Source organism: uncultured Roseibium sp. (genome assembly GCF_947496995.1).
Lineage (GTDB): Bacteria > Pseudomonadota > Alphaproteobacteria > Rhizobiales > Stappiaceae > Roseibium.
Window position 1 is genome coordinate 457,288 of the sequence record NZ_CANMFD010000005.1, and the last position, 22,091, is coordinate 479,378.

Annotated in this window: 21 protein-coding genes; 16 read left to right on the top strand and 5 right to left on the bottom strand. The window is 60.8% G+C overall.

Annotation, left to right across the window (positions count from 1 at the left end; genetic code table 11):
* Nucleotides 1-118 precede the first annotated feature (118 nt).
* The 4 genes from Q1B40_RS20985 (at nt 119) to Q1B40_RS21000 (ending at nt 3,249) form a co-directional block, all read left to right on the top strand.
* The gene (locus Q1B40_RS20985; protein WP_299818971.1) at nt 119-982 is read left to right on the top strand and encodes a peptidylprolyl isomerase; all 864 of its coding nucleotides are present in this window, start codon (nt 119-121) and stop codon (nt 980-982) included.
* Nucleotides 983-1,160: 178 nt separating this feature from the next.
* On the top strand, nt 1,161-2,402 hold the full coding sequence (gene argJ / locus Q1B40_RS20990) for a bifunctional glutamate N-acetyltransferase/amino-acid acetyltransferase ArgJ (protein WP_299818974.1): 1,242 nt from the start codon (nt 1,161-1,163) through the stop codon (nt 2,400-2,402).
* 126 nt (nt 2,403-2,528) lie between these two features.
* Complete coding sequence (gene mutT / locus Q1B40_RS20995) at nt 2,529-2,930, top strand: 8-oxo-dGTP diphosphatase MutT (protein ID WP_299818977.1); 402 nt, start codon at nt 2,529-2,531, stop codon at nt 2,928-2,930.
* A 130-nt stretch (nt 2,931-3,060) separates the two neighbouring features.
* On the top strand, nt 3,061-3,249 hold the full coding sequence (locus Q1B40_RS21000; protein WP_299818979.1) for a Flp family type IVb pilin: 189 nt from the start codon (nt 3,061-3,063) through the stop codon (nt 3,247-3,249).
* 54 nt (nt 3,250-3,303) lie between these two features.
* Here the strand turns inward: Q1B40_RS21000 and Q1B40_RS21005 are convergent, their stop codons facing one another.
* The gene (locus tag Q1B40_RS21005) at nt 3,304-4,197 is read right to left on the bottom strand and encodes a methyltransferase domain-containing protein (RefSeq protein WP_299818982.1); all 894 of its coding nucleotides are present in this window, start codon (nt 4,195-4,197) and stop codon (nt 3,304-3,306) included.
* A 129-nt stretch (nt 4,198-4,326) separates the two neighbouring features.
* On the opposite strand from Q1B40_RS21005, the gene Q1B40_RS21010 reads away from it, so the two are divergent.
* From Q1B40_RS21010 to Q1B40_RS21025, 4 genes are all read left to right on the top strand, one after another.
* On the top strand, nt 4,327-5,106 hold the full coding sequence (locus tag Q1B40_RS21010; protein WP_299818985.1) for a ComF family protein: 780 nt from the start codon (nt 4,327-4,329) through the stop codon (nt 5,104-5,106).
* Between the two features lie 138 nt (nt 5,107-5,244).
* A complete protein-coding gene (gene grxC, locus Q1B40_RS21015; protein ID WP_299818988.1) occupies nt 5,245-5,502 on the top strand; it encodes a glutaredoxin 3 in 258 nt (85 codons plus the stop codon).
* A gap of 146 nt (nt 5,503-5,648) precedes the next feature.
* On the top strand, nt 5,649-6,503 hold the full coding sequence (locus Q1B40_RS21020) for a carbon-nitrogen hydrolase family protein (RefSeq protein WP_299818991.1): 855 nt from the start codon (nt 5,649-5,651) through the stop codon (nt 6,501-6,503).
* A complete protein-coding gene (locus tag Q1B40_RS21025; protein WP_299818994.1) occupies nt 6,500-7,015 on the top strand; it encodes a DUF1178 family protein in 516 nt (171 codons plus the stop codon). Before Q1B40_RS21020 ends, Q1B40_RS21025 begins: the two co-directional genes overlap by 4 nt.
* A gap of 139 nt (nt 7,016-7,154) precedes the next feature.
* Here Q1B40_RS21025 and Q1B40_RS21030 read toward each other — a convergent pair whose 3' ends face one another.
* The 3 genes from Q1B40_RS21030 to ubiG form a co-directional block, all read right to left on the bottom strand.
* Nucleotides 7,155-7,658, bottom strand: coding sequence for a hypothetical protein (locus Q1B40_RS21030; RefSeq protein WP_299818997.1), 504 nt, complete (start codon nt 7,656-7,658; stop codon nt 7,155-7,157).
* 208 nt (nt 7,659-7,866) lie between these two features.
* On the bottom strand, nt 7,867-8,562 hold the full coding sequence (locus tag Q1B40_RS21035; protein WP_299819000.1) for an alpha/beta fold hydrolase: 696 nt from the start codon (nt 8,560-8,562) through the stop codon (nt 7,867-7,869).
* Nucleotides 8,559-9,323, bottom strand: a complete 765-nt coding sequence (gene ubiG, locus Q1B40_RS21040; protein ID WP_299819003.1) for a bifunctional 2-polyprenyl-6-hydroxyphenol methylase/3-demethylubiquinol 3-O-methyltransferase UbiG — start codon at nt 9,321-9,323, stop codon at nt 8,559-8,561. Before ubiG ends, Q1B40_RS21035 begins: the two co-directional genes overlap by 4 nt.
* A 229-nt stretch (nt 9,324-9,552) precedes the next feature.
* Here ubiG and Q1B40_RS21045 point away from each other — a divergent pair, with 229 nt between their 5' ends.
* The 6 genes from Q1B40_RS21045 (at nt 9,553) to clpB (ending at nt 19,267) form a co-directional block, all read left to right on the top strand.
* Nucleotides 9,553-10,803 (top strand): aspartate kinase, encoded by a 1,251-nt coding sequence (locus Q1B40_RS21045; protein ID WP_299819006.1) that lies wholly within the window; start codon nt 9,553-9,555, stop codon nt 10,801-10,803.
* A gap of 175 nt (nt 10,804-10,978) precedes the next feature.
* The gene (ptsP, locus tag Q1B40_RS21050; RefSeq protein WP_299819009.1) at nt 10,979-13,246 is read left to right on the top strand and encodes a phosphoenolpyruvate--protein phosphotransferase; all 2,268 of its coding nucleotides are present in this window, start codon (nt 10,979-10,981) and stop codon (nt 13,244-13,246) included.
* A gap of 54 nt (nt 13,247-13,300) precedes the next feature.
* Nucleotides 13,301-14,374, top strand: a complete 1,074-nt coding sequence (prfA, locus tag Q1B40_RS21055) for a peptide chain release factor 1 (protein ID WP_299819012.1) — start codon at nt 13,301-13,303, stop codon at nt 14,372-14,374.
* Between the two features lie 3 nt (nt 14,375-14,377).
* Entirely contained in the window at nt 14,378-15,220 is an 843-nt protein-coding gene (prmC, locus tag Q1B40_RS21060) for a peptide chain release factor N(5)-glutamine methyltransferase (RefSeq protein WP_299819015.1), read from the top strand.
* Between the two features lie 359 nt (nt 15,221-15,579).
* Entirely contained in the window at nt 15,580-16,320 is a 741-nt protein-coding gene (locus tag Q1B40_RS21065; RefSeq protein ID WP_299819018.1) for a DUF4167 domain-containing protein, read from the top strand.
* A gap of 349 nt (nt 16,321-16,669) precedes the next feature.
* A complete protein-coding gene (gene clpB, locus Q1B40_RS21070) occupies nt 16,670-19,267 on the top strand; it encodes an ATP-dependent chaperone ClpB (RefSeq protein WP_299819063.1) in 2,598 nt (865 codons plus the stop codon).
* Between the two features lie 85 nt (nt 19,268-19,352).
* Here the strand turns inward: clpB and Q1B40_RS21075 are convergent, their stop codons facing one another.
* Nucleotides 19,353-20,321 (bottom strand): LysR family transcriptional regulator, encoded by a 969-nt coding sequence (locus Q1B40_RS21075; RefSeq protein WP_299819068.1) that lies wholly within the window; start codon nt 20,319-20,321, stop codon nt 19,353-19,355.
* Between the two features lie 108 nt (nt 20,322-20,429).
* Between Q1B40_RS21075 and Q1B40_RS21080 the strand changes: the two genes are divergently transcribed.
* A complete protein-coding gene (locus Q1B40_RS21080; RefSeq protein WP_299819071.1) occupies nt 20,430-21,296 on the top strand; it encodes an ABC transporter permease in 867 nt (288 codons plus the stop codon).
* Entirely contained in the window at nt 21,296-22,081 is a 786-nt protein-coding gene (locus Q1B40_RS21085) for an ABC transporter permease (protein WP_299819074.1), read from the top strand. Before Q1B40_RS21080 ends, Q1B40_RS21085 begins: the two co-directional genes overlap by 1 nt.
* Nucleotides 22,082-22,091: the final 10 nt, after the last annotated feature.

A 22,091-nucleotide genomic window follows, 5' to 3' on the forward strand; every position in this document is an offset into this window, starting at 1 on the left:
CGCCCGACAGATAAGAGGGGGTTCAATGCTTGTCAACGCCGCTGGAATGGGCAATGTAGCCCAGCCCTCATCACAGGAGGCAAGAAAGATTACTGTTCCTATAGGTAAAGGACGTCTCATGTTCCGAATTTCGATGCGCAGGCCGGTTCAGGCACTTGCCGTTTCACTCCTGGCCATGTCGCTCGGATCCGCGACCCTTCATGCCGCCGAGCCGGACGACGTGGTCGCCAAGGTCGGTGATGGAGAAATCACCGAAGCCGAACTGGCGTTTGCAGCCCAGGATGCCGGCCAGGAATTGCAGCGTTTCCCGCCCGCTCAATGGCGCCAGCTCCTGCTCGACGCCATGATCGACATGGAATTGATGGCGCAGGCAGCCCGTCAGGAAGGGCTGGACAAGGACCCGGATTTCCAGAGACAGCTGGATTTCCTCGAGCTGCAGGCATTGCGTAATGCCTATCTTGCCCAGAAAATCGGTGGAACGATTTCCGACGAAGACGTTCAGGCGGCCTACGACGCGCAATTCGCCGATTTCGAAGGCGCTGAAGAGCTGCATGCCCGTCATATTCTGGTGAAGGAAAAGGCGGAAGCCGAAGCGCTGGTCGCTGAACTGGACGGCGGGGCGGATTTCGCCGAACTGGCACGGGAAAAATCCACCGGTCCTTCCGGTCCCAATGGCGGTGACCTCGGCTTTTTCAAAAAAGGCCAGATGGTGAAGCCGTTTGAAGAGGCGGCCCTCGCGCTTGAGCCGGGCAGCTACACGAAAGAACCGGTGGAAACCCAGTTCGGCTGGCACGTCATCAAGCTGGAAGAGACACGCCGCGAGGAAAAGCCGGCTCTTGAGCAGGTTGGCGACTCCCTGCGTCAGCAGATTTTCCGCGATCGTTACGAAGCCCGGATGGCCGAACTCAAAGACGCCACACCGGTTGAAATTATCGAAGTGGAACCTGCTCAGCCGGCTGAAGACGGCGAAAAGACCGAATAATCGTTCAAACCCGATGGCAATTCGACCCGGCGGCATGCAGCCGCCGGGTTTTCTGTATCTACGGCCGAGGCTTGAAAAGGCTTGCGCCGCTTCAGCGCTTTTGGGTAGATCAAGCGGCTTCTCGTCCGGAACCGGGTGAAAAGTCGAAAAATTGACCAAGAGTGCCGGAAAAGCTTCCATGTCGACGACCGTTTCCCCCCTCGCCCCCAAATCCTATCCGGACATGCCGGAGATCGAGGGCGTTCAATTCGCGACCGCTTCGGCAGGTATCAAATACAAGGGCCGTACGGATGTGCTGCTGGCCACCGTATGCGAAGGCACTACCGTTGCCGGTGTGTTTACCCGGTCGAAATGTTCCTCGGCGCCGGTGGACTGGTGCAAGGCCCGTGTGGGGGCCGGCAAGGCGCGCGCACTTCTGGTGAATTCGGGCAATGCCAACGCCTTTACCGGCAAGAAAGGCAAGGCCGCGGTTGAGCTTTCGGCGCAAATCGTTTCCGGCGCGCTTGGCAGCAACGACGCGGAAATCTTCCTTGCTTCAACCGGAGTGATCGGCGAACCGCTTCAGGCTGAAAAATTCTCTCATGTGGTCGAAGATCTGAAAAACGATCAGGGCAGCGCTGACTGGCTGGACGCGGCCAAGGCAATCATGACGACCGACACCTACCCGAAAGTGGCGACCGCAAGTGTCGATCTGGACGGCGAGACCGTGTCGATCAACGGCATCGCCAAGGGCGCGGGGATGATTGCGCCGGACATGGCGACCATGCTGTCGTTCATCTTCACCGACGCCGCCATTGCGCCGGACGTGCTGCAGTCATTGCTCAGCGGGGAAACAGGTGGCAGCTTCAACGCCGTGACGGTCGACAGCGACACGTCCACTTCCGACACCGTCCTGTTGTTCGCGACCGGAACGGCAAAGGCGAGAGGTGTGGCTCCCGTCACGTCTCTGGACGACCCTCGCGTGGATACCCTGCGTGCGGCGCTTGGGGACGTGATGCTGGACCTGGCTCACCAGATCGTCCGCGACGGCGAAGGGGCGCGGAAATTCGTTGAAATTCGCGTCGAGGGCGCAGAGAACGACGCGTCGGCGAAGAAGATCGCGCTGTCGATCGCCAATTCACCGCTCGTAAAGACGGCTGTCGCCGGTGAAGACGCCAATTGGGGCCGCGTGGTCATGGCCGTCGGAAAAGCCGGGGAACCGGCGGACCGGGACCGGCTGGCGATCTGGTTCGGAGACATCCGGGTGGCGGTCGACGGTGAAAGAGACCCCGCCTACAGTGAAGAGGCGGCTTCGGCGGTGATGAAAGAAGAAGATATCGTTATCCGCGTCGACCTGGGCCTGGGCGCCGGACAGGCAACCGTCTGGACCTGCGATCTGACCAAGGAATATGTCGCCATCAATGGCGATTACCGCAGTTAGGCCAAGGTCGCATTTCTCGGGGGGGCTCGATACGAGCGCTCCGGGACAATTTTCGTAAATTTGCAGCTTTCGGCCGGAATTGCCTAACGGCGATTTAAGCAGATGTCTCAGAACTGGACACCGACCATGACCAAGATCGTACTTGTCGCGGCCTGCGCTCTTGTCGATGTGGACGGGCGCATTCTTTTGGCGCAGCGGCCCGAGGGAAAATCCATGGCGGGTTTGTGGGAATTTCCAGGGGGAAAAGTCGAACAGGGCGAACGGCCGGAAGAGACCCTGATCCGGGAACTTGACGAGGAGCTGGGCATCACGGTTAAGGAAGCGTGCCTCGCACCTTTGACCTTCGCCAGCCACGCTTATGAAGATTTTCACCTCCTTATGCCACTTTTCATCTGCCGCAGATGGGACGGTGTGCCTCAGGGACGGGAAAATCAGGCGCTGAAATGGGTTCGCGCCAACCGGTTGCGGGATTATCCGATGCCGGCGGCCGATGAGCCTCTCATCCCGCATCTTCTGGAAGCGGTCTAGCTGGTATCTGCGTTCAGACCGACGCAGAACATCAGGTCCGGCGATGTGCCGCGTCCGATCAGCTTGATCCTGGTGGGGAGTGTTCGCAGTGTTGAGAACGTCAGCTTGTTATCGGAAGGCCGAGCGCCTTTTGAAGCGCTTTTTCCGGGATGAAACCGGGTCGACCACCATTGAATACACCGTGATCGCCGCTCTCATCGGAGTTGTCATCCTTGCCGGATTTGGTGCGATCGGAGATTCCCTGAAAGATAATATCTACGGCGCAATCACGGAGGCCATTACCGGGGCCACGGGTGGCGGCGAAGAGGACGACACCTGATCACGGCGCTCCTGCCGGGCCTGTCACACAGATAGCCGCCAACTGCTGTTGGAGTTATTCGCCGATCTTGCGTTCCTGAACACCAAGTGCATCCGCCAGCCTGGATTTGGCCGATCCCGGAGACAGCGGTTTCTGCTGGCTTTCATGCGGTGCCCATCCCGACAGCGTCACGAGGGCGAATGTCGCCCTGATCCGGCCGTCCGGATCGCTGTGGTTCTGCGCATAAAGTTCCGCCGCGCGCAGCAGGATCTTTCCAGTGAGAGGCGTCCGGCTGCGGTCCTTCAGCACCGAGGTCGCCCCCATGGCGCGCAAGTCGGCGAGAAGGGCGAACATGGTGTCGTAGCGGACTGTGAGTGTGTCCAGATCCGTGACCGGCAGCGCAAAGCCTGCCCGTTGCAGCAACGCGCCGAGATCGCGTGTGTCCGCGAACGGCAGGACACGGGCCGCCGCCCCTCCCTTAATTTCCAGTTCCGCCCTCGTGAGGCTGTCGCGCAATTCCGTGAGCGTTCCCGCGCCAGGCAGCGTCGCCAGAAACAGGCCGTCCGGCGCCAGCGCCCTGCGGATCTGAACAAGACTTCCAGGCAGGTCGTTGACGAATTGCAGGTTCAGAGCTGACACGATCAGGTCGACCGACTGTTCCCGGAATGGAAGTGCCGCATCGTCGCAGACGAGATCGGGGGGCGGCAGGTTCGGATCGGCCCGGAACAGATCCGCCCTGATGAGACTTTCCGCCTTGCCGGATCTTGAAACCGCGCGTGATACAAGGCCGGTATGTCCGCCGAGATCAACCGCCGTGCGGAAGGTGCGATTGACCATCAAGAGGCGGTCTTCCAGGTCGTCCGCGACAGCCTGCAGGAGGAAGTCGGCACCGGGTTTTGCGGCCCTCAGGGCGCGCTCGCGCCGGGATCGAAAAAGCACCCGGTCGAACAGGTCTGGTTGTGCGGTCACGTGAACTCGGCCTTTGTCAGAACATGAGTGGTCACATATGGTATCCGGACCGGAAGGTCAAAGACTTGCCCTTGTCGGCAAGGGCTCCGGATGCGATTGGAAAGGTCCGCACAGGTGTGGCATTCGCCGTTGATCGGAAAGAACCTGGTCTCCGCTCCCGGAGCGGCGGCGGGGATGGTGCTGGACTTTCTGCTGCCCCTGCGGTGCCTATGCTGCGAGGCCAGGGTCGCATCGCAAGACAGCCTGTGTCCAAAGTGCTGGCAGGATATGCACTTCATCGAAAAGCCATGGTGCCACCGGCTGGGAATCCCTTTCACTTACGATGTCGGGGAGGGGGCCTGGAGCCCCAGGGCGATTGCCTCGCCGCCTGTTTTCGACCGGTTACGGTCGGTGGCCTTTTACGAAGGGCCGGCGCGGCAGCTGGTTCTGGCACTCAAATTCTCCAGACGACGCGAGCTCGCCAGGTCCATGGGGTGCTGGATGAGCCGGAGCGGGAGCGAGTTTCTCGACCGGGACAGTCTCATCATTCCGGTTCCCCTGCACTGGCTGCGCCTGTTGTCGCGCCGCTTCAACCAGTCGGCGGATCTGGCAAAAGCCGTTGCGCGGCAGTGCGGCGGTGAGTTCGAGCCGGATCTCCTGAAACGGAAAAAGCGCACACGCCAGCAGGTGGGATTGTCGGCAAAGGACCGGCACAGGAACGTCCGGTCCGCATTTTCGGTCGACCCGGCGCGGGTGGGGGAGCTGCAGGGCCGCCACGTTGTCCTGGTCGATGACGTCATGACGACCGGGTCTACGGTCTCCGCCTGCAGCAAGGTGCTCCTGGCCTCGGGAGCAGCCTCCGTGAATGTTCTCACCTTCGCTCTTGCCGATCCCTCGGTCCGATCCGGAGACGGGGGCCTGTCGGTTTGATGCCGGCTCTTGAGTTTCCGTACGGCGAACGCATATAACGCCGGGATTTCTTATCGAACGGTTCGGGCTGGGCAGGATGATCCCGCCTAGCCTTAAAACACGTATCCGCCGTTCCGGCAGGCAAAAGGAAAAAAATGAATGGCTGAAGTGGTCATATACACGCGCCAGCTTTGCGGGTTTTGCACGGCCGCAAAACGGCTGCTGGACCAGAAGGGCGCCGCCTACACGGAATTCGATGCCAGCTTCGATCCGGGTCTGCGCAAGGAAATGGTGCAGAAAGCCAATGGCCGCTCCACCTTTCCGCAGATCTTTGTCGGCTCCACCCATGTTGGTGGCTGTGACGAGCTGCATGCCCTGGAGCGTGCCGGAAAACTGGACGCCCTTCTCGCTTCCTGACAGGGCTTCTGAGCCAGCAAAAAGGCGGAAGGTGATCTAAGACTTTAAGATTGATCGTCTTTTCTGCTTTCATATGATGGCATATGAATGCAGGTTGATGTGGCAACAACCTGATTTTTTCGCACCTACCGGAGGGAAGGCGCCCGATGCCCTCGTTCATCGCAGCATGTATCCAGCTTCGCAGCGGCAAGACGCCGTCCGAGAATGCCGATGTGGCCGAAGGTCTGATCCGGGCGGCTGCAAAGGACGGGGCGCAATATATTCAGACACCGGAAATGTCGAATGTGCTGGTGCGCAGCCGCGAAGAGCTGATGGAGCGCATTTCAGAGCCCTGTGACGACCCTTTCCTGGCAATGGCGCGGTCGCTGGCGGCGGAGCTGGGCGTTTGTCTTCACATAGGCTCCCTGGCCGTTCTGGCCGGTAACGGCAAGGTTGCCAACAGGGCTTTCCTGATCGGGCCGGACGGGGAAATCCTTGCCAGCTACGACAAGATCCACATGTTCGATGTGGATCTGCCCAATGGCGAAAGCTGGCGCGAGTCGGCCACCTACGAACCAGGCAGGCAATCCGTGGTCGTTGACTTGCCTTTTGCGCGGGTCGGCATGGCGATCTGCTACGACATCCGCTTTCCGGCGATTTTCCGCACACAGGCGCGCGCCGGTGCGCAGATCCTCACAGGACCTGCCGCCTTCACGCGGCAAACCGGTGAAGCGCATTGGCACGTTCTGCAGCGGGCCCGCGCGATCGAGAATGGCGCCTTCGTCATTTCCGCTGCGCAAGGGGGGATTCACGAGGATGGCCGCGAGACTTACGGCCACAGCCTTATCGTCGATCCCTGGGGGACCGTGATTGCCGAAGTGAACAACGATGCGCCGGGCCACGCACTGGCCAGGATCGATACGGATGAAGTCGTCAAGGCGCGCCAGCGTATTCCCGCTATAGCCAACGAGCGGGACTTCACCTGTGAGGTGGCCCAAGAGCTGAAGGGGGAAACGGCGTGATCAGATACACGCTCGTTTGCGACAGCGCCCACAGTTTCGAAGGCTGGTTCCGGAATTCCGACGATTTTGAAGCGCAGTGCGCCCGCCAGTTGGTGGGATGCCCGATCTGCGGTGCGGTGGATATCAAAAAGGGGCTGATGGCGCCTTCGGTATCGACATCCAGAGCCAGGGAGGCGTTGTCCGCCCCGGCCAATACGGACGAGCCTCCGGCGCAAACGTCGGCGCCTGCACCCGCGGCGCCTGCTGCTGTCTCCATGCAGCCGTCGGCTCTTCTGCCGGTGGATGTCCGCCAAAAGGAAATCGTCGAGGCGCTGCGCGAGGTGCGTGCCCGCATCGTTGAAAATTCGGAAAACGTCGGTCGGGATTTCGCGGCGGAAGCCCGCAAGATGCATTATGGCGAAACGGAAGCCCGCAGCATTTACGGCGAAACCACATCGCAGGATGCGGAAGCCCTGCTGGACGAAGGTATTGCCGTTCTGCCGCTTCCCGAACTGCCCGAAGACAAGAACTGAAGCGTGCCGGCGGGTTGAGGTGACGCCATCCGATTCAGCCGGGCTTGCAGGCATTTCCCGAATAGCAAAGCCGCCCGCGCTCATCTGAACGCGGGGGCTTCCGGTTTTCACGACATGGCGTAAACGAAGGCTTCAGCTGTCAGCTTTTTGCATTCGCGGCGGGTTTGCGGCCTGCTGTGGTTTTGGCCTGGACCTCCTTGAGGCTTTCCTCCGCGGCCTTGCCGAGTTCGCTGACGCTTTCAATCGCCGTCTCGTTGAGTTCTTCAACGGCGGCGGCACTTTCGGAGAAACTGTCGCGGAACAGAGCAGCCTGTTTTGCGAAGTGTTCCTGATACTCGTTCGCCATCTTCGAATAGAAGGCCTGCAGGGTCGCCATCGTTTCTTCCGGCGCCGTGCACTGGCTCAGGGTTTTCGCGCACTCGATGTCTTCATGGAGACGGTGGCTGACGAAATTCATTTGATCATCGAACGCCTTGCCGGTGTGAGACCATAAGGTCTGACCCATCTTCTGGACGCCGGCAACAGTCTTTGCCTCGATCCGGTCTTCGCGTTCCGCGAAGTTCCAGTTCGAAAAGGATGGCATCGGCCACTGGGGCATCATCGAGCTGAAATCGAAGGCATCCGTATTACGCTTGGCAGGCATGTCACAAACTCCGCTGTTGTCGGTCAGCTTCGACCGGCTGGCTGTCCAGCCGTCGAAGCCCGTCCGTTCCTCGACCCGCCGCGAACGCGCGGCTGATCCTTGCCCCTCAGCTCCACTCTACGATGTCTTTACGTCACATCATTGACAGGGATCAAAAGCGGAAGAAACCGCGACAGATATCGGTGTCTGCCAGTATCGGGGGTGGACATCAGGGCCGGTTGAGAAAGTCTCTCAGCGCGGCGGTTGTCGTCTCCGGCTCTTCGAGGGTCGAAAGGTGCCCGCTGCCTTCGATGACCACAAGGTCGCTTCCGGATATCCGCTCATGGATTTCCCGGGAGACCGGTGGAGGCGTCAGCCTGTCGCCGTCGCCGACCAGAACGAGGGTCGGGCAGGTGATTTCCGAAAGCCGGGGCCTGGCATCGATGCGCTCGATCAATGCGGTCTGCTGGCGGATGAAGGCTTCCGGGCCGGTTTCCATGGCCATATCGACCACGATCTGCCTAAGCTCTGCGTCTTCTTCCCGCTTTTCATGGACGAAACCCGGATAAAGCAGGTGCGGAACCTTCGAGAACCCCTTCTTGCGTGTCAGGTCGATCAGGAATTTCCGCCGTTCCGACTGGTCGGGCGTATCCGCGCGGGCATTGGTGTCGAGAAGCGCCAGCTTCCCGACCCGCTCCGGCGCCTCGCGCATGATTTCCATGCAGATGTAGCCGCCCATGGACAGGCCGATCAGGGAAAAGCGTTCCGGTGCCTGTTCCAGAATGGCGGCGGCGATCGCCGCGACGCTGTCCTGTTCGCGGTGGTTGGCCACCATGATCGGCCGGTCCGCGAAGGCGACGATCTGCGGGGCGAAGAGCGCTTCGGTGCACAGGAGGCCGGGAACGAAGACGATCGGGTCGCTCATTTGGAGGGGCCCGCCTTTTCCGCCAGCAGCATGTAGTTCACATCCATGTCCCGCGAACGGGCCCAGCTGTCGGTCAGCGGGTTGTAGCTTACTCCGGAGCGGTCGATGATCTTCAGCCCTGCCTGTCCTAGCGGGGTTTCGATCTCCTCCGGCTTCACCAGCTTCTCGTAGGTATGTGTGCCCCTTGGCAGCCAGCGCAGCACGACTTCCGCACCGACGATGGCCAGGGCATAGGCCTTGAGCGTCCGGTTGATGGTTGCCACGAACATCAGCCCGCCGGGCCGGACCATGCTTCCGGTCGCTTCGAGAAACAGGGGCACGTCGGCAACATGTTCGACGACCTCCATGTTCAGCACCACGTCGAAGCTTTCGCCTGCGGCCGCCAGTGCTTCGGCGGTTTCGGTCCGGTAGTCGATGTCGAGGCCGGAACTGCGCATGTGCAGTTTCGCGATTTCGATATTGGTCTGGGAGGGATCGGCGCCGACTACCTCCGCGCCGAGTCGCGCCATCGGCTCGCACAGCAGTCCGCCGCCGCAGCCGATGTCGAGAAACCTCAGTCCCTTGAAGGCGTCGGATGCCTTCGGATCCCTGTCGAACCGGCGGCAGACTTCCTGCTTGATATAGGCAAGGCGAACCGGGTTGAACTTGTGCAGTGGCTTGAACTTGCCCGCCGGGTCCCACCATTCTTCGGCCATCGCAGAAAAGCGGGCGACCTCTTCGGTGTCGATCGTGCCGGAGTTTTCTCGTGCCTTGTCTGTCATCGGACGGTCCTTTCAGACGTCAAGCCGCAGGGGAGCGCGGCCGGTTGGACTTTCATCAGCTGTCGTTTCAGCCTCACTGGCCGTTTGTCAAGCCGGACCGGCAGCAAATCCGGTCACGGTAATAGCTTCCAAGTGTGGTTGCAGCAAAGCAATGCAGCCTGTATGCATGTGCGCCGATCCATCCGGCGCTTCAGGCGCTTCATGAACCGACAAGAAGAATACGAGTGGTATGGCCCGACTGGTTTTAAAATTTGGCGGGACTTCGGTTGCCGATCTCGATCGCATCCGCAATGTCGCCCGCCATGTCAAACGGGAAGTGGACGCCGGTCATCAGGTGGCGGTCGTGGTTTCGGCAATGGCCGGGCAGACCAACAAGCTGGTGCAGTATTGCCGCGAGGCGTCGCCACTTCACGACGCCCGGGAATACGATGCCGTGGTTGCATCCGGTGAACAGGTGACCTCCGGCCTGCTGGCGATCGTCCTGCAGGACATGGGCGTCAACGCGCGCTCGTGGCAGGGTTGGCAGGTGCCGATCAAGACGGATGAGAATCACGGCGCGGCGCGAATTCGCGAAATCGACGGCAGTCTGCTGTCGGAGCGGCTGGAACAGGGGCAGGTCGCGGTGCTGGCCGGTTTCCAGGGCCTGTCGCCGGACAACCGGATCGCGACGCTGGGCCGGGGCGGATCCGACACCAGCGCGGTTGCCATCGCCGCTGCCATCAAGGCCGACCGATGTGATATCTATACGGATGTCGACGGTGTTTATACGACAGACCCCCGGATCGTGCCCAAGGCGAAACGGCTGAAGCGGGTGTCCTTCGAGGAAATGCTCGAAATGGCGTCTCTCGGTGCGAAGGTTCTTCAGGTCCGTTCTGTCGAGATGGCGATGATTCACGGTGTGAGGACCTTCGTACGCTCCAGCTTCGATGATCCGCATGCACCGCAGGTCGGTAACGACGGCCTTCCGATTGGTACTCTTATTTGCGACGAGGACGAACTCGTGGAACAGCAGGTTGTCACCGGCATCGCCTATGCCAAGGACGAAGCCCAGATCTCACTCCGTGACGTGGCGGATAAGCCAGGCGTTGCCGAATCCGTGTTCGGACCGCTGGCCGATGGCCATATCAATGTCGATATGATCGTCCAGAACATTTCACCGGATGGCAAGACAACGGATATTACCTTTACCGTTCCTGAAGGCGACTACGACCGGGCCATAAAGGTTCTGGAGGACAATCGCTCGGAGATCGGATTCCAGAATCTGGAAGGCGCCACCGACGTCGTGAAGGTTTCCGTCATCGGCATCGGAATGCGCTCCCATGCGGGGATCGCGGCCCAGTGTTTCAGGGGGCTGGCCTCCAAGGGGATCAACATCCGGGCCATCACCACATCGGAAATCAAGATCTCCGTGCTCATTGATTCAGCATACGCGGAACTTGCAGTGCGGACTCTGCATTCGCTATACGGGTTGGACGGATAGTTCATCCGGCCATCGGGCGCCGGTATGGATTGTCGTCGTAGCCGGATCGACGGGCATTCAGCCTGAAACGATCGGATGTTCAGAAACCGATCTGTTGTAAAGTGTTGGAGCAGCCTGTCCGCGATCGAACGAACGCAGGGAGCTCTGGTGTGAAGCGGGATCAAACGGGGGCGCCATGCGCAGCAACCTAGCCGGACCGCGCCTGCTGCTCCGCCGGCTTCGGGAAGTCATGGCGGAGCCGATCACGGCGCAGGAGCGACTCGACAAGATCGTCGTGCTCATTGCGTCGAATGTGGTCGCCGAAGTCTGCTCGGTCTATATTCTGCGGGCGGACGGTGTTCTGGAGCTTTATGCGACGGAAGGTCTGAATCGCGAGGCTGTCCACAACGCATCCCTGCGCGTCGGCCAGGGCCTTGTCGGTCTTATCGCCGCCGAGGCGCGCCCGCTGAACCTGCCGAACGCCAGCGCCCATCCGGGCTTTACCTATCTGCCGGAAACGGGCGAAGAAGCCTATAACTCCTTCCTCGGCGTGCCGATCCTGCGGGCAGGGCGCACGCTTGGCGTTCTGGTCGTGCAGAACCAGTCTCACCGCACCTATCTGGAAGATGAAGTCGAAGCGCTGCAGACAACGGCGATGGTCATCGCCGAAATGGTGGCGGCGGGCGAGCTTGAGGCGATTTCCCAGAAGGCGACCGGGCTGGATCTTTCCCGGCCGATCACTTCCACCGGCACCGGACTTTCCGAAGGGGTGGGCCTCGGCCATGTGGTTCTTCACGAGCCGCGGGTTGTCATTACAAATCTGATCGCCGAGGACACGGAGCGCGAGAGCTCCCGTCTTGACGCGGCCATCAACCGGCTGCGCCTGTCCATCGACGATCTTCTGGCCAGCGGCGAAATCGCCGCGACCGGCGAACACCGCGAAGTGCTCGAAGCCTACCGCATGTTTGCCTACGACCGGGGCTGGATCCGCAAGATCGAGGAAGCGATCCGCAACGGCCTGACCGCTGAAGCGGCGGTCGAGAAGGTGCAGAGCGATACGCGTGCGCGTATGTTGCGTCAGACCGACCCCTATCTTCGCGAACGCCTGCACGACCTCGACGATCTGGCTCACCGGCTTATTCGTGAACTGATGGGCCGTGAACACGGACCCGGTCACGACGAATTGCCCCAGGACGCCATTATCGTGGGCCGCAACATGGGCGCCGCGGAACTGCTGGACTACGGACGCGACCGGATTCGCGGCCTGGTGCTGGAGGAAGGCGGGCCGACCAGCCACGTAACCATCGTCGCGCGGGCTCTGGGCATTCCCATGGTCGGGCTGGTTCACGACATCGTCGGTCTGGCCGACGGCGGCGATGCAATCATCGTCGACGGCGATACGGGCGAAGTGCATCTTCGTCCTGCCACCGACCTGGAAAACGCCTATGCCGAAAAGGTCCGGTTCCGGGCGCGGCGACAGGCGCAATACCGGCGTCTGCGCAACAAGCCTTCGGTGACCAAGGACGGGGTCGAGTTTTCGCTGCAGATGAATGCCGGACTGCTGGTCGATCTTCCGCATCTCGCGGAAGCAGGGGCTGCCGGTGTCGGCCTGTTTCGGACAGAACTGCAGTTCATGGTCGCCTCCTCCTTTCCGCGGATGCGGGAACAGCAGGCGCAATACAGCCAGGTTCTGGATGCCGCTGACGGAAAACCGGTGACCTTCCGATCCCTCGATATTGGCGGCGACAAGGTTCTTCCCTATCTGCGCTCCATTCAGGAAGAAAACCCGGCCATGGGCTGGCGGGCCCTTCGGCTCGGGCTTGACCGGCCAGGCCTTCTGCGCACCCAGATACGGGCCTTGCTGCGGGCTGCCGCAGGTCGGGAACTGAAGCTGATGTTCCCCATGGTCGCGGAGGTTCGGGAATTCCTGCAGGCCAAGGCGCTGGTCGACAAGGAACTCAAGCATCTGCGCCTCCATGGCCACGACGCTCCCGATACCATTCGGCTGGGTGTCATGATCGAGGTTCCCTCGCTGCTGTTCCAGCTTGAGGAACTGATGTCCTATGTGGATTTCGTTTCCGTCGGCTCGAACGATCTGTTCCAGTTCTTCTGTGCGGTCGACCGGGGCAACACCCGGGTCGCCGATCGGTTCGATACGTTGAGCGTCGGTTTTCTCAGAGCCTTGAAATCCATCGTCGATGCGGCAAATAAGGCTCATGTCCCGGTGACATTGTGCGGTGAACTGGCCGGCCGGCCTCTGGAGGCGATGGCGCTGATGGGGTTGGGATACCGGGACCTGTCGATGTCGCCCGCGTCCCTCGGGCCGGTGAAGGCGATGCTGCGCACGCTCGATGCCGGCCGGTTGGCCGCCCGCCTCCTGCCACGGCTGGAACCCGGACACGGGGACAGCAACATCCGGGATGTCCTGAAGCGGTTCGCCTCAGACATGGATGTTGCTCTTTAGCGCAAACGGGCGTAACGCCCCTTCTTAACGTCAACCCTTGGAGACCTTGCGCGGATGCTGGCGCGTCATAGACTTGATAATCTGCTGGACCGCTTCGCCGAAATCGAACACATGATGTCTTCGAATCCGGACCCTGCTGCTTACGTCAAACTCTCCCGTGAATATGCCGGACTGGAGCCGCTGGTCGGCAAGATCCGGGAGCTCATCAAGGCCGAAAAGGATCTTGCGGGGGCGAAGTCGCTGATGTCGGATCCGGAGTCCGACGCGGAGATGCGCGAACTTGCGGAACTGGAGCGCGACGAGCTTGCCGAGCGCGTGGAGCGCCTCAGCAAGGACGTGAGCATTGGCCTGCTGCCGAAGGACGAGGCGGACGCCAACGATGCGATCCTGGAAGTGCGCGCCGGAACGGGGGGTGATGAGGCGGCCCTGTTTGCCGGTGATCTCTTCCGCATGTACCAGCGCTATGCCGAGCTTCAGGGCTGGAAGGTGGAAGTTCTGTCCGCCAGTGAGGGCGAGGTCGGCGGCTACAAGGAAGTGATTGCCTCGGTTTCCGGCGACAATGTCTTTGCGCGGCTGAAATTCGAATCCGGCGTGCACCGGGTCCAGCGTGTCCCGGCAACCGAGTCGGGCGGGCGCATTCACACTTCCGCGGCCACCGTCGCGGTGCTGCCGCAGGCCGAGGATGTCGATATCGATGTTCAGGAAAGCGATCTGCGCATCGATACATATCGCGCCTCCGGCGCCGGTGGACAGCACGTCAACACGACCGACTCCGCCGTCCGTATCACCCACATTCCCACCGGGATCGTGGTCGCCGTGCAGGACGAACGCTCGCAGCACAAGAACAAGGCGCGCGCCATGCAGCTTTTGCGGGCCCGTATCTATGACGAGGAACGCGCGCGCACGGCGAATGAACGCACCGAGGCCCGGCGGCTGCAGGTCGGCTCCGGCGACAGGTCCGAGCGGATACGGACCTATAATTTTCCTCAAGGGCGCGTGACCGATCACCGGATCGGCCTGACGCTTTACAAGCTTGAGCAGATCGTTGCCGGCGAGGCGCTTGGCGAGGTCATCGATGCTCTGATCGTGGATCATCAGGCCAATCTGCTTGCCTCCGAAGACGCCTGAGCGATGCGGATCGGTCAGCTCTACCGGGAGGTTCGGGACCGGTTCAGGCAGGCCGGACTGGCGACGCCGGACCTGGATGCCAGGCTGCTTGTCAGCGCGGCGCTGAGCCTGCAGGTGTCCGATCTCGTTCTGCGGGAGGACGAGGATGTGCCGGAGGAAAATGCCGACCGCGCAAAGGCTTATGAAAATCTGCGCTTGGAAGGCATGCCGGTTGGGCGGATCCTGGGGGAGCGGGATTTTTACGGCCGAAAATTTACCCTGAATGCGGCGACCCTGGAGCCCCGGCCGGATACGGAAACCCTGGTCGATGCCGTGTTGGCGCGCGTGGAGCCTCAGGAGACCGGTGTCATGTGCGATATCGGCACGGGCTCGGGCGCCATCGCTGTATCACTTCTCGCCGAACGCCCCGGATACCGGGTGATCGCCGTCGACCTCTCCGAGGAAGCGTTGCAGTGCGCGCTGCGCAATGCCGCTCTGAACGGTGTGGAAGACCGGTTCTATCCGGTGTGCGCCGATTATACGTCGTGCCTGGGATCGGGGCTGGACTGGGTGGTCAGCAATCCGCCCTATATCCGTTCTTCCGTCCTTGCCAGACTGGACAGGGAGGTGAATCAGCACGATCCGATCCTTGCGCTTGACGGTGGAGACAGCGGACTTGAAGCCTATCTGCGCATCGTTGCCGATGCGGCTGTCCTGTTGCGCCCGGGGGGCGGGATCGCTCTGGAGATCGGTTACGATCAGGCGGATGACCTGAAAAAACAGTTGCGGCATCATGGGTTTGTAGCAATTGAAATCATTAAGGATCTTTCCGGGAACGACCGTGTCGCCCTTGCCCGGAAGCCTTGATTTGATCGTTTTGTTCCCGCGGTGAAAAAGCACTTGGAAATCGCGGCGGAAACGGTTAGGTTCAACTCGCCGAGACCGGATATGTGATCAGCGATCAGCGGGGCATACGCATCCGGCAGCGTTAGGCCAAATGCAGATTTAGCGTTTTGGTAATCGCTGCATATCGGACTATCCGGTGTTTCGGACTGTCGAGGAAAAAGACAAAGCGTTGGCCGGTGGCCTATGGCGCCTGCGTGAGTTTTCAGTGACAGCCGCTAACCAGCAATGTTGGTTTCGGTAATTATTTCGTATCGGTTTTACGCAATTCCGATGTTGGGTCAGCGAATGCTGACCGCCGTTCCGCAAGAGAAAACGGCAGGATGAGACCAGGAAATCAAAGCAATAAACGCATGCGCGGACGGGGTCGCAAGGGTCCTAATCCGCTAACCCGGACTTTCGAATCGAACGGTCCTGATGTGAAAATCCGTGGCACAGCGATGCATATCGCGGAGAAGTATCAGCAGCTTTCCCGTGATGCGCATGCATCCGGCGACCGGGTGATGTCCGAAAATTACAACCAGCATGCAGAGCACTATCTCCGCATCGTGGCCGCAGCACAGCCGCAGCCGCAAATGGCTCACCCGTCCAATCGTGGCGAGTCCGAGGAAGGCTTCGACAACACGCCTGTCAACGGCTCCGGGGCAACCAACGGTTCGGAACGTCCGTCGCAGGATCGGGATCGGGACCGTGTGTCCGTTGCCGACGAGGATCTCGTCGATAGCGACAGCCCGCAGCCCTTCATTGAAGACATGCCGCTGATCGATCCGGAAGGCCAGGTGAATGGCGCCGGGCAGAAGGCTGAAGGGGAAGAGGCCGGGTCCGAGGAAAAACCTCGCCGCCGGGCACGCACTCCCCGCACGCGCATGCCACGCCGACCGGCAGCACCGTCTCCCGAAAGTGGAGCCGAACCCGCTGCCGCGCCTGCCCAGGCCGCGGAAGCGCTGGCTGGCGAAGAACAGCCAAAACCGCAGCGCCGTGCCGCTCGTCCCCGCCGGGCCAAGGCTCCGGAAGAGGCGTCGGGTGAGGCTTCAAATGCAAGCGAATTGGCCCCGGGCGAATAATTCGGCCAGGTACAGCTCAATTTGTGAAAACGGCGTCCGAAAGGGCGCCGTTTTTGTTTGGACAGTGAATTCCGCATTGGTGCGTGACCTGGATCAATCCGCGCTCAGCCGGGCGGAGATAAAATGTCTTGGCGCTCCAAAATCGGTCACCTTGTCGACCCGCAATCCAATGCGATTGAAGATCTGTTGATCCGGGGGCTTTTGTGATGAATATGCAACACTATATAGTGGGAGCAAGGCTCGCGATCCCCTCCGGGATTACAAGCGTTGTGCGGATGCCCGCAGCAGGGGTCCGTATCCCATAACGTTCCCCATGCTTCGGGTGGTGCGGACGGACAGGAGGTACATTATGAACTTTGAAAAATACACCGAGCGGGCTCGCGGGTTCGTCCAGTCGGCGCAGACGTTCGCGTTGGGACGGGGCCACCAGCAGTTCACCCCCGAACATATTCTGAAAGTGCTTCTGGATGACCCGGAAGGCATGGCCAGCGGTCTGATCGACCGGGCCGGGGGCCAGTCGAAGGTGCTCAAGGGCGACCTGGAAGGCGTTCTCGACAAGATGCCGAAAGTTTCCGGCGCGGCGGGCCAGCTCTATATGGCGCAGGCCACCGCACGGCTGTTTGAACAGGCAGAGAAAATCGCCGAGAAGGCGGGCGACAGCTATGTCACCGTCGAACGGTTGCTGCTTGCTCTGGCCATGGATGGCGACAGCGAGGCCGGCAAGCTCATGAAGCGTCACGGCATCACGCCGAACGCACTGAACGAGGCGATCAACCAGCTGCGCCAGGGCCGTACAGCCGACAGCGCCACGGCGGAAAACCAGTATGAAGCGCTGAAGAAATATACGCGTGACCTGACCCAGGTCGCCCGGGAAGGCAAACTCGATCCGGTGATCGGCCGCGACGAGGAAATCCGCCGGACGATCCAGGTGCTGTCGCGCCGCACGAAGAACAATCCCGTGCTGATCGGTGAGCCCGGTGTCGGCAAGACCGCGATTGCCGAAGGTCTGGCGTTGCGGATCATCAATGGTGATGTTCCTGAATCTCTGAAGGACAAGCAGCTTCTGGCGCTCGATATGGGCTCGCTGATTGCCGGTGCGAAATACCGCGGTGAATTCGAGGAACGATTGAAGGCGATCCTGTCCGAGGTCGAAGCGGCCGCGGGCAATGTCATCCTGTTCATCGATGAAATGCATACGCTCGTGGGTGCCGGCAAGGCGGACGGGGCGATGGATGCCTCCAACCTTCTCAAACCGGCGCTTGCCCGCGGCGAGCTGCATTGCGTCGGGGCAACGACGCTCGACGAATTCAGAAAGCACGTGGAAAAGGATGCCGCGTTGGCCCGCCGGTTCCAGCCGATTTTCGTCAGCGAGCCGACGGTAGAGGATACGATTTCGATCCTGCGCGGGATCAAGGAGAAATATGAACTCCATCACGGAGTGCGTATCACGGATTCCGCTATCGTTTCCGCGGCGACCCTGTCCAACCGCTACATCACCGACCGGTTCCTGCCGGACAAGGCTATCGACCTGATGGACGAAGCCGGCAGCCGGTTGAGGATGCAGGTGGACTCCAAACCGGAAGAACTGGACGAACTGGACCGCCGGATCATCCAGCTGAAAATCGAGCGCGAGGCCCTGAAGGTGGAGGACGATGCAGCCTCCAAGGACAGGCTCGAGCGACTTGAAAAGGAACTGACGGACCTGGAAGAGCAATCTCAGGCCCTGACGGGACGCTGGCTGAGCGAGAAGGACAAGCTGAACCTTGAACAGAAAATCAAAGAGCAGCTTGAGCAGGCTCGCACGGATCTGGAGATTGCGCAGCGTCGCGGCGATCTCACCAAGGCCGGTGAACTTGCTTATGGCGTCATTCCGGACCTGGAGCGCAAGCTGGCCGAGGCCGAGGCCTCCGAAGATGCGGATTCCATGGTGGATGAGGCGGTCACACCGGCTCACATCGCCCAGGTCGTCTCGAAATGGACGGGCATCCCGGTCGACAAGATGCTGGAAGGCGAACGCGAGAAGCTGCTGAGCATGGAAGATGCCCTGGCAGGCCGGGTGGTCGGTCAGGCCGAAGCGATCCATGCGGTGGCGACGGCGGTTCGCCGCGCCCGGGCCGGTCTTCAGGATCCAAACAGGCCGATAGGTTCGTTCATGTTCCTCGGCCCGACTGGTGTCGGCAAGACCGAACTTACCAAGGCGCTTGCCAGCTTCCTGTTCGACGACGACAGCGCGATGGTGCGGATCGACATGTCGGAATATATGGAAAAGCATTCCGTCTCCCGTCTGATCGGCGCGCCTCCGGGCTATGTCGGTTATGAGGAAGGCGGCGCGCTGACGGAAGCCGTCCGCAGGCGGCCCTATCAGGTGGTGCTCTTCGACGAGATAGAGAAGGCCCACGGGGATGTGTTCAACGTGTTGCTGCAGGTGCTCGACGATGGCCGGCTGACCGACGGTCAGGGCCGAACCGTCGATTTCCGCAACACGCTGATCATCATGACCTCGAACCTGGGGGCGGAGTATCTGGTCAACCAGGGAGAAGGCGAGGATACGGACGCTGTGCGGGATGAAGTGATGGGGACCGTGCGCGGGCATTTCAGGCCGGAATTCCTCAACCGGCTTGACGAGATCGTGCTGTTCCACCGCCTGCAGCGTTCGCAGATGGCCAATATTGTCACGATCCAGCTCGAACGGCTCCGGGAGCTGCTTGACGACCGCAAGATCACACTGAACCTGGACGACAGTGCTGTCGGCTGGCTGGCCCAGAAGGGATACGACCCGGCTTATGGCGCACGTCCGCTGAAGCGCGTGATTCAGAAGGACGTTCAGGATCCGCTCGCGGAAAAGCTGCTGTCCGGCGAAATCCTCGACGGTCAGACGGTGGATGTCACGGCAGGCGGGGACCGGCTGCTGTTTCAGGTCAGCGGCACAGAAAGCGCTGCCGCCTGATCGCTGACACGAAAAGACAGCCCTCCAGTCGGAAACGACTGGAGGGCTGAATGCTGTCAAATCGAATGACTGCGACGTGCGTCCCCTAGCTGTATGTTCTCTCGCCAATCGGCGTCTTGCGGATCTTTTCCAGAAGCATGTCCAACAATGCCTTTTCGGCCCGATTGAGTTTTGCCTTCGGATTCCACACCACATGCACATCGATCTCCGGCAGCCTGTCGTAAGGCGGCAATTGCCACAGGAGATTGTCCTTCACGTCGCGCCGGGCGACGTGAACCGGAAGCGGGCCGACGCCCAGGCCGGCAACGATCATGCGCCGGACTTCTTCAAGATTGGCCGAGGTTCCCACGATACGGTCCTCCAGATCCGCTTCGGCACGCATCAGGGTCACGGACCTCAATGCGTCCTCCATGCGGTCGGTGACAAAGCTCACCGCGAACTGGCCGGCCAGGTCCGCCTTGGTCAGGTTCTCCCGTCCGAAAAGTGCGTGAGGGGGGCCGCAGAACAGGCCGAAAAACTCCCGGAAGAGGCGCAGGTATTCCAGTTTCGGATTGCGGTCGCGGACAAGGCAGACCGCCAGAGAGGCGCGGCGGGAGGATACGGCCTCCAGCGCCTCCTTGCTGGCAGAGACATTGATGGAAAGCGTCGCGGCCGGGTGTCTTTGATGAAATTCGCGAAGCGTGTCGTCGAAAAGCGGGCAGACGACATGGCTGGCCATGGCGATCTCGACGTGGCCGCGGACTTCATCGGTCACTTCGCGCATCAAGGTGCCGAGCCGCAGGACGGAACCCTGGATCTCGACCGCTTCCCTGAAGAGCAGGGTTCCGGCCTCGGTGAGTTCGAACAGGCCGGGTTTGCGGTTGATCAGCTTGCGGCCGAGCCGGTCTTCGAGACGCTTCAAGGCGCTTGAGACGGTCGGCTGCTTGAGCCTCAACTTCTCCGCAGCGGCGGTCACGCTGCTGGATTGGGCGAGCACGATAAAGGTTCTCAGCAGGTTCCAGTCCAGCTCTCGCGCCAGGCGTTCCGCGTGGATCGGCCGTATTCCCTTAGCCATAGATCTGATCAATACCTGAAATTCTGATTATCTATTTGATCTATGAAGACGCGGCTGCAACCTTGAAGTCAAGTACTTCCGACATTGAGATTTTGCAGGAACCGCCGCATGAGCGTCGAAGCACGGGAAAGACGACAACCCTGGATCCTCCTGTCTCCGGCGCTGACGGCGATCGGGCTGCTGCTTTTCGTGCCGCTCTTCTTTATCGTCGTCTATTCCTTCTGGCTGCGCACCGCGACAGGTGCCGACCAGGTCGGCTTTTATCTCGACAACTGGAATGAAGCGCTCACCGATCCGTTCTATCGGGATATTCTTTTCAGCACATTGCGGATTGCGGCGATCACCACGGTCGCCTGTGCCGTGCTGGGGTATCCGGCTGCCTATTTCATTGCGCGTTCGCGCGGCAACAAGGCGCTGCTGCTTCTGCTGCTGATGCTGCCCTTCTGGATCAGCTACATCATTCGCACCATGTCTTGGATCAACATTCTGGGGGTGTCCGGCGCGGTCAACTGGGTGCTGCTCAATCTCGGCATCACCGCCGAACCGATCCAGATGCTTTACAACGAGCCCACGGTCATCCTCGGCCTCGTGCACTTCCTGCTGCCCTTCATGGTGCTGAACGTCTATGTCGCCCTGGAAGGGGTCGACGTTTCGCTGGAAGATGCCGCCTGTTCGCTCGGCTCGACCCGCTGGCAGGCCTTCCGTGAAGTGACATTACCGCTTTCCCTGCCGGGCCTTGCTGCGGGAGGCCTGCTCTGCTTCGTCCTCAGCGCGGGAACCTACATCACCCCGCTGGTCCTGGGCGGACCGACGGATGCGATGTACGCCAATCTGGTTTTCGAGGCCATCATCACCCAACTCAACTGGCCGCTCGGCTCGGCACTGTCGCTGATGCTGCTCGGTGTTCTGGGCGCCCTGGTGCTGGTCTACAACCACTACCTCGGCATGGGACAACTGATGAAGGGGCTGGGCTGATGGGCTGGTCGCTGATCCGCGTCTATACGGTGCTGGTATATCTCTTCATGTTCCTGCCGGTTGCCGTCGTGGTGCTCCTGAGCTTCAACGCCAGCCAGTTCGGCAGCTTTCCGATGACCGGGCTGTCCTTCCGGTGGTTTGTCGAACTGGCGCAAAACGAGGCGATTCTGAGAGCCTTCAGGACGTCGATCCTTCTGGGTGCGCTGACAGCGGTGATCTCCACGACTCTGGGCGTTCTCGCCAGTCTGGCGCTGGTTCGCTACAACATTGCCGGCCGCAACCTGATCTCGACCCTTCTGATCGCGCCGATCCTGGTGCCGGAAGTCGTGCTGGCGGTCGCCCTTCTGCTTTTCCTGAATTTCCTGTCCATCAACAAGAGCTTTTTCCTGCTCCTGATGGGGCATGTCATCTTCACGCTGCCCTTCGTCATTCTGGTGGTTCAGGCCCGTCTCGTCGGCATAAGACGGGATTACGAGGAAGCCGCGCTCAGCCTGGGGGCGAGCCCTGTACAGACCTTCTTCCAGATCACCCTGCCGCTGCTGTCTCCGGCCGTCTTCGCAGGCATGCTCTTCGCCTTCACCATCAGTTTCGACGACATCACCGGAACGCTCTTCTGGAAGCCGGGCGGCGTGGAAACCGTGCCGACCCAGATCTTTGCCATGCTGCGCAATTCCATTTCACCGGAAATCAACGCGCTTGGCACCGTGATGATCTTTCTCACCGTCGGATTGCCCCTTCTTGGACTGGCGATCGCCCGGCGGATGGCCATGCAGCGCGGCGGTTAGAACCGCGCGA

Bases quoted from the DNA above. Each gene is read 5' to 3' on its own strand.
- Q1B40_RS21035 (WP_299819000.1), bottom strand. From the start codon at position 8,562: ATGAGCGACCCGATCGTCTTCGTTCCCGGCCTCCTGTGCACCGAAGCG.
- Q1B40_RS21080 (WP_299819071.1), top strand. From the start codon at position 20,430: ATGAGCGTCGAAGCACGGGAAAGACGACAACCCTGGATCCTCCTGTCT.
- clpB (WP_299819063.1), top strand. From the start codon at position 16,670: ATGAACTTTGAAAAATACACCGAGCGGGCTCGCGGGTTCGTCCAGTCG.
- Q1B40_RS21020 (WP_299818991.1), top strand. From the start codon at position 5,649: ATGCCCTCGTTCATCGCAGCATGTATCCAGCTTCGCAGCGGCAAGACG.
- Q1B40_RS21085 (WP_299819074.1), top strand. From the start codon at position 21,296: ATGGGCTGGTCGCTGATCCGCGTCTATACGGTGCTGGTATATCTCTTC.
- Q1B40_RS21075 (WP_299819068.1), bottom strand. From the start codon at position 20,321: ATGGCTAAGGGAATACGGCCGATCCACGCGGAACGCCTGGCGCGAGAG.
- mutT (WP_299818977.1), top strand. From the start codon at position 2,529: ATGACCAAGATCGTACTTGTCGCGGCCTGCGCTCTTGTCGATGTGGAC.
- argJ (WP_299818974.1), top strand. From the start codon at position 1,161: ATGTCGACGACCGTTTCCCCCCTCGCCCCCAAATCCTATCCGGACATG.
- Q1B40_RS21045 (WP_299819006.1), top strand. From the start codon at position 9,553: ATGGCCCGACTGGTTTTAAAATTTGGCGGGACTTCGGTTGCCGATCTC.
- Q1B40_RS21065 (WP_299819018.1), top strand. From the start codon at position 15,580: ATGAGACCAGGAAATCAAAGCAATAAACGCATGCGCGGACGGGGTCGC.
- prfA (WP_299819012.1), top strand. From the start codon at position 13,301: ATGCTGGCGCGTCATAGACTTGATAATCTGCTGGACCGCTTCGCCGAA.
- prmC (WP_299819015.1), top strand. From the start codon at position 14,378: ATGCGGATCGGTCAGCTCTACCGGGAGGTTCGGGACCGGTTCAGGCAG.
- grxC (WP_299818988.1), top strand. From the start codon at position 5,245: ATGGCTGAAGTGGTCATATACACGCGCCAGCTTTGCGGGTTTTGCACG.
- Q1B40_RS20985 (WP_299818971.1), top strand. From the start codon at position 119: ATGTTCCGAATTTCGATGCGCAGGCCGGTTCAGGCACTTGCCGTTTCA.
- ptsP (WP_299819009.1), top strand. From the start codon at position 10,979: ATGCGCAGCAACCTAGCCGGACCGCGCCTGCTGCTCCGCCGGCTTCGG.
- ubiG (WP_299819003.1), bottom strand. From the start codon at position 9,323: ATGACAGACAAGGCACGAGAAAACTCCGGCACGATCGACACCGAAGAG.
- Q1B40_RS21030 (WP_299818997.1), bottom strand. From the start codon at position 7,658: ATGCCTGCCAAGCGTAATACGGATGCCTTCGATTTCAGCTCGATGATG.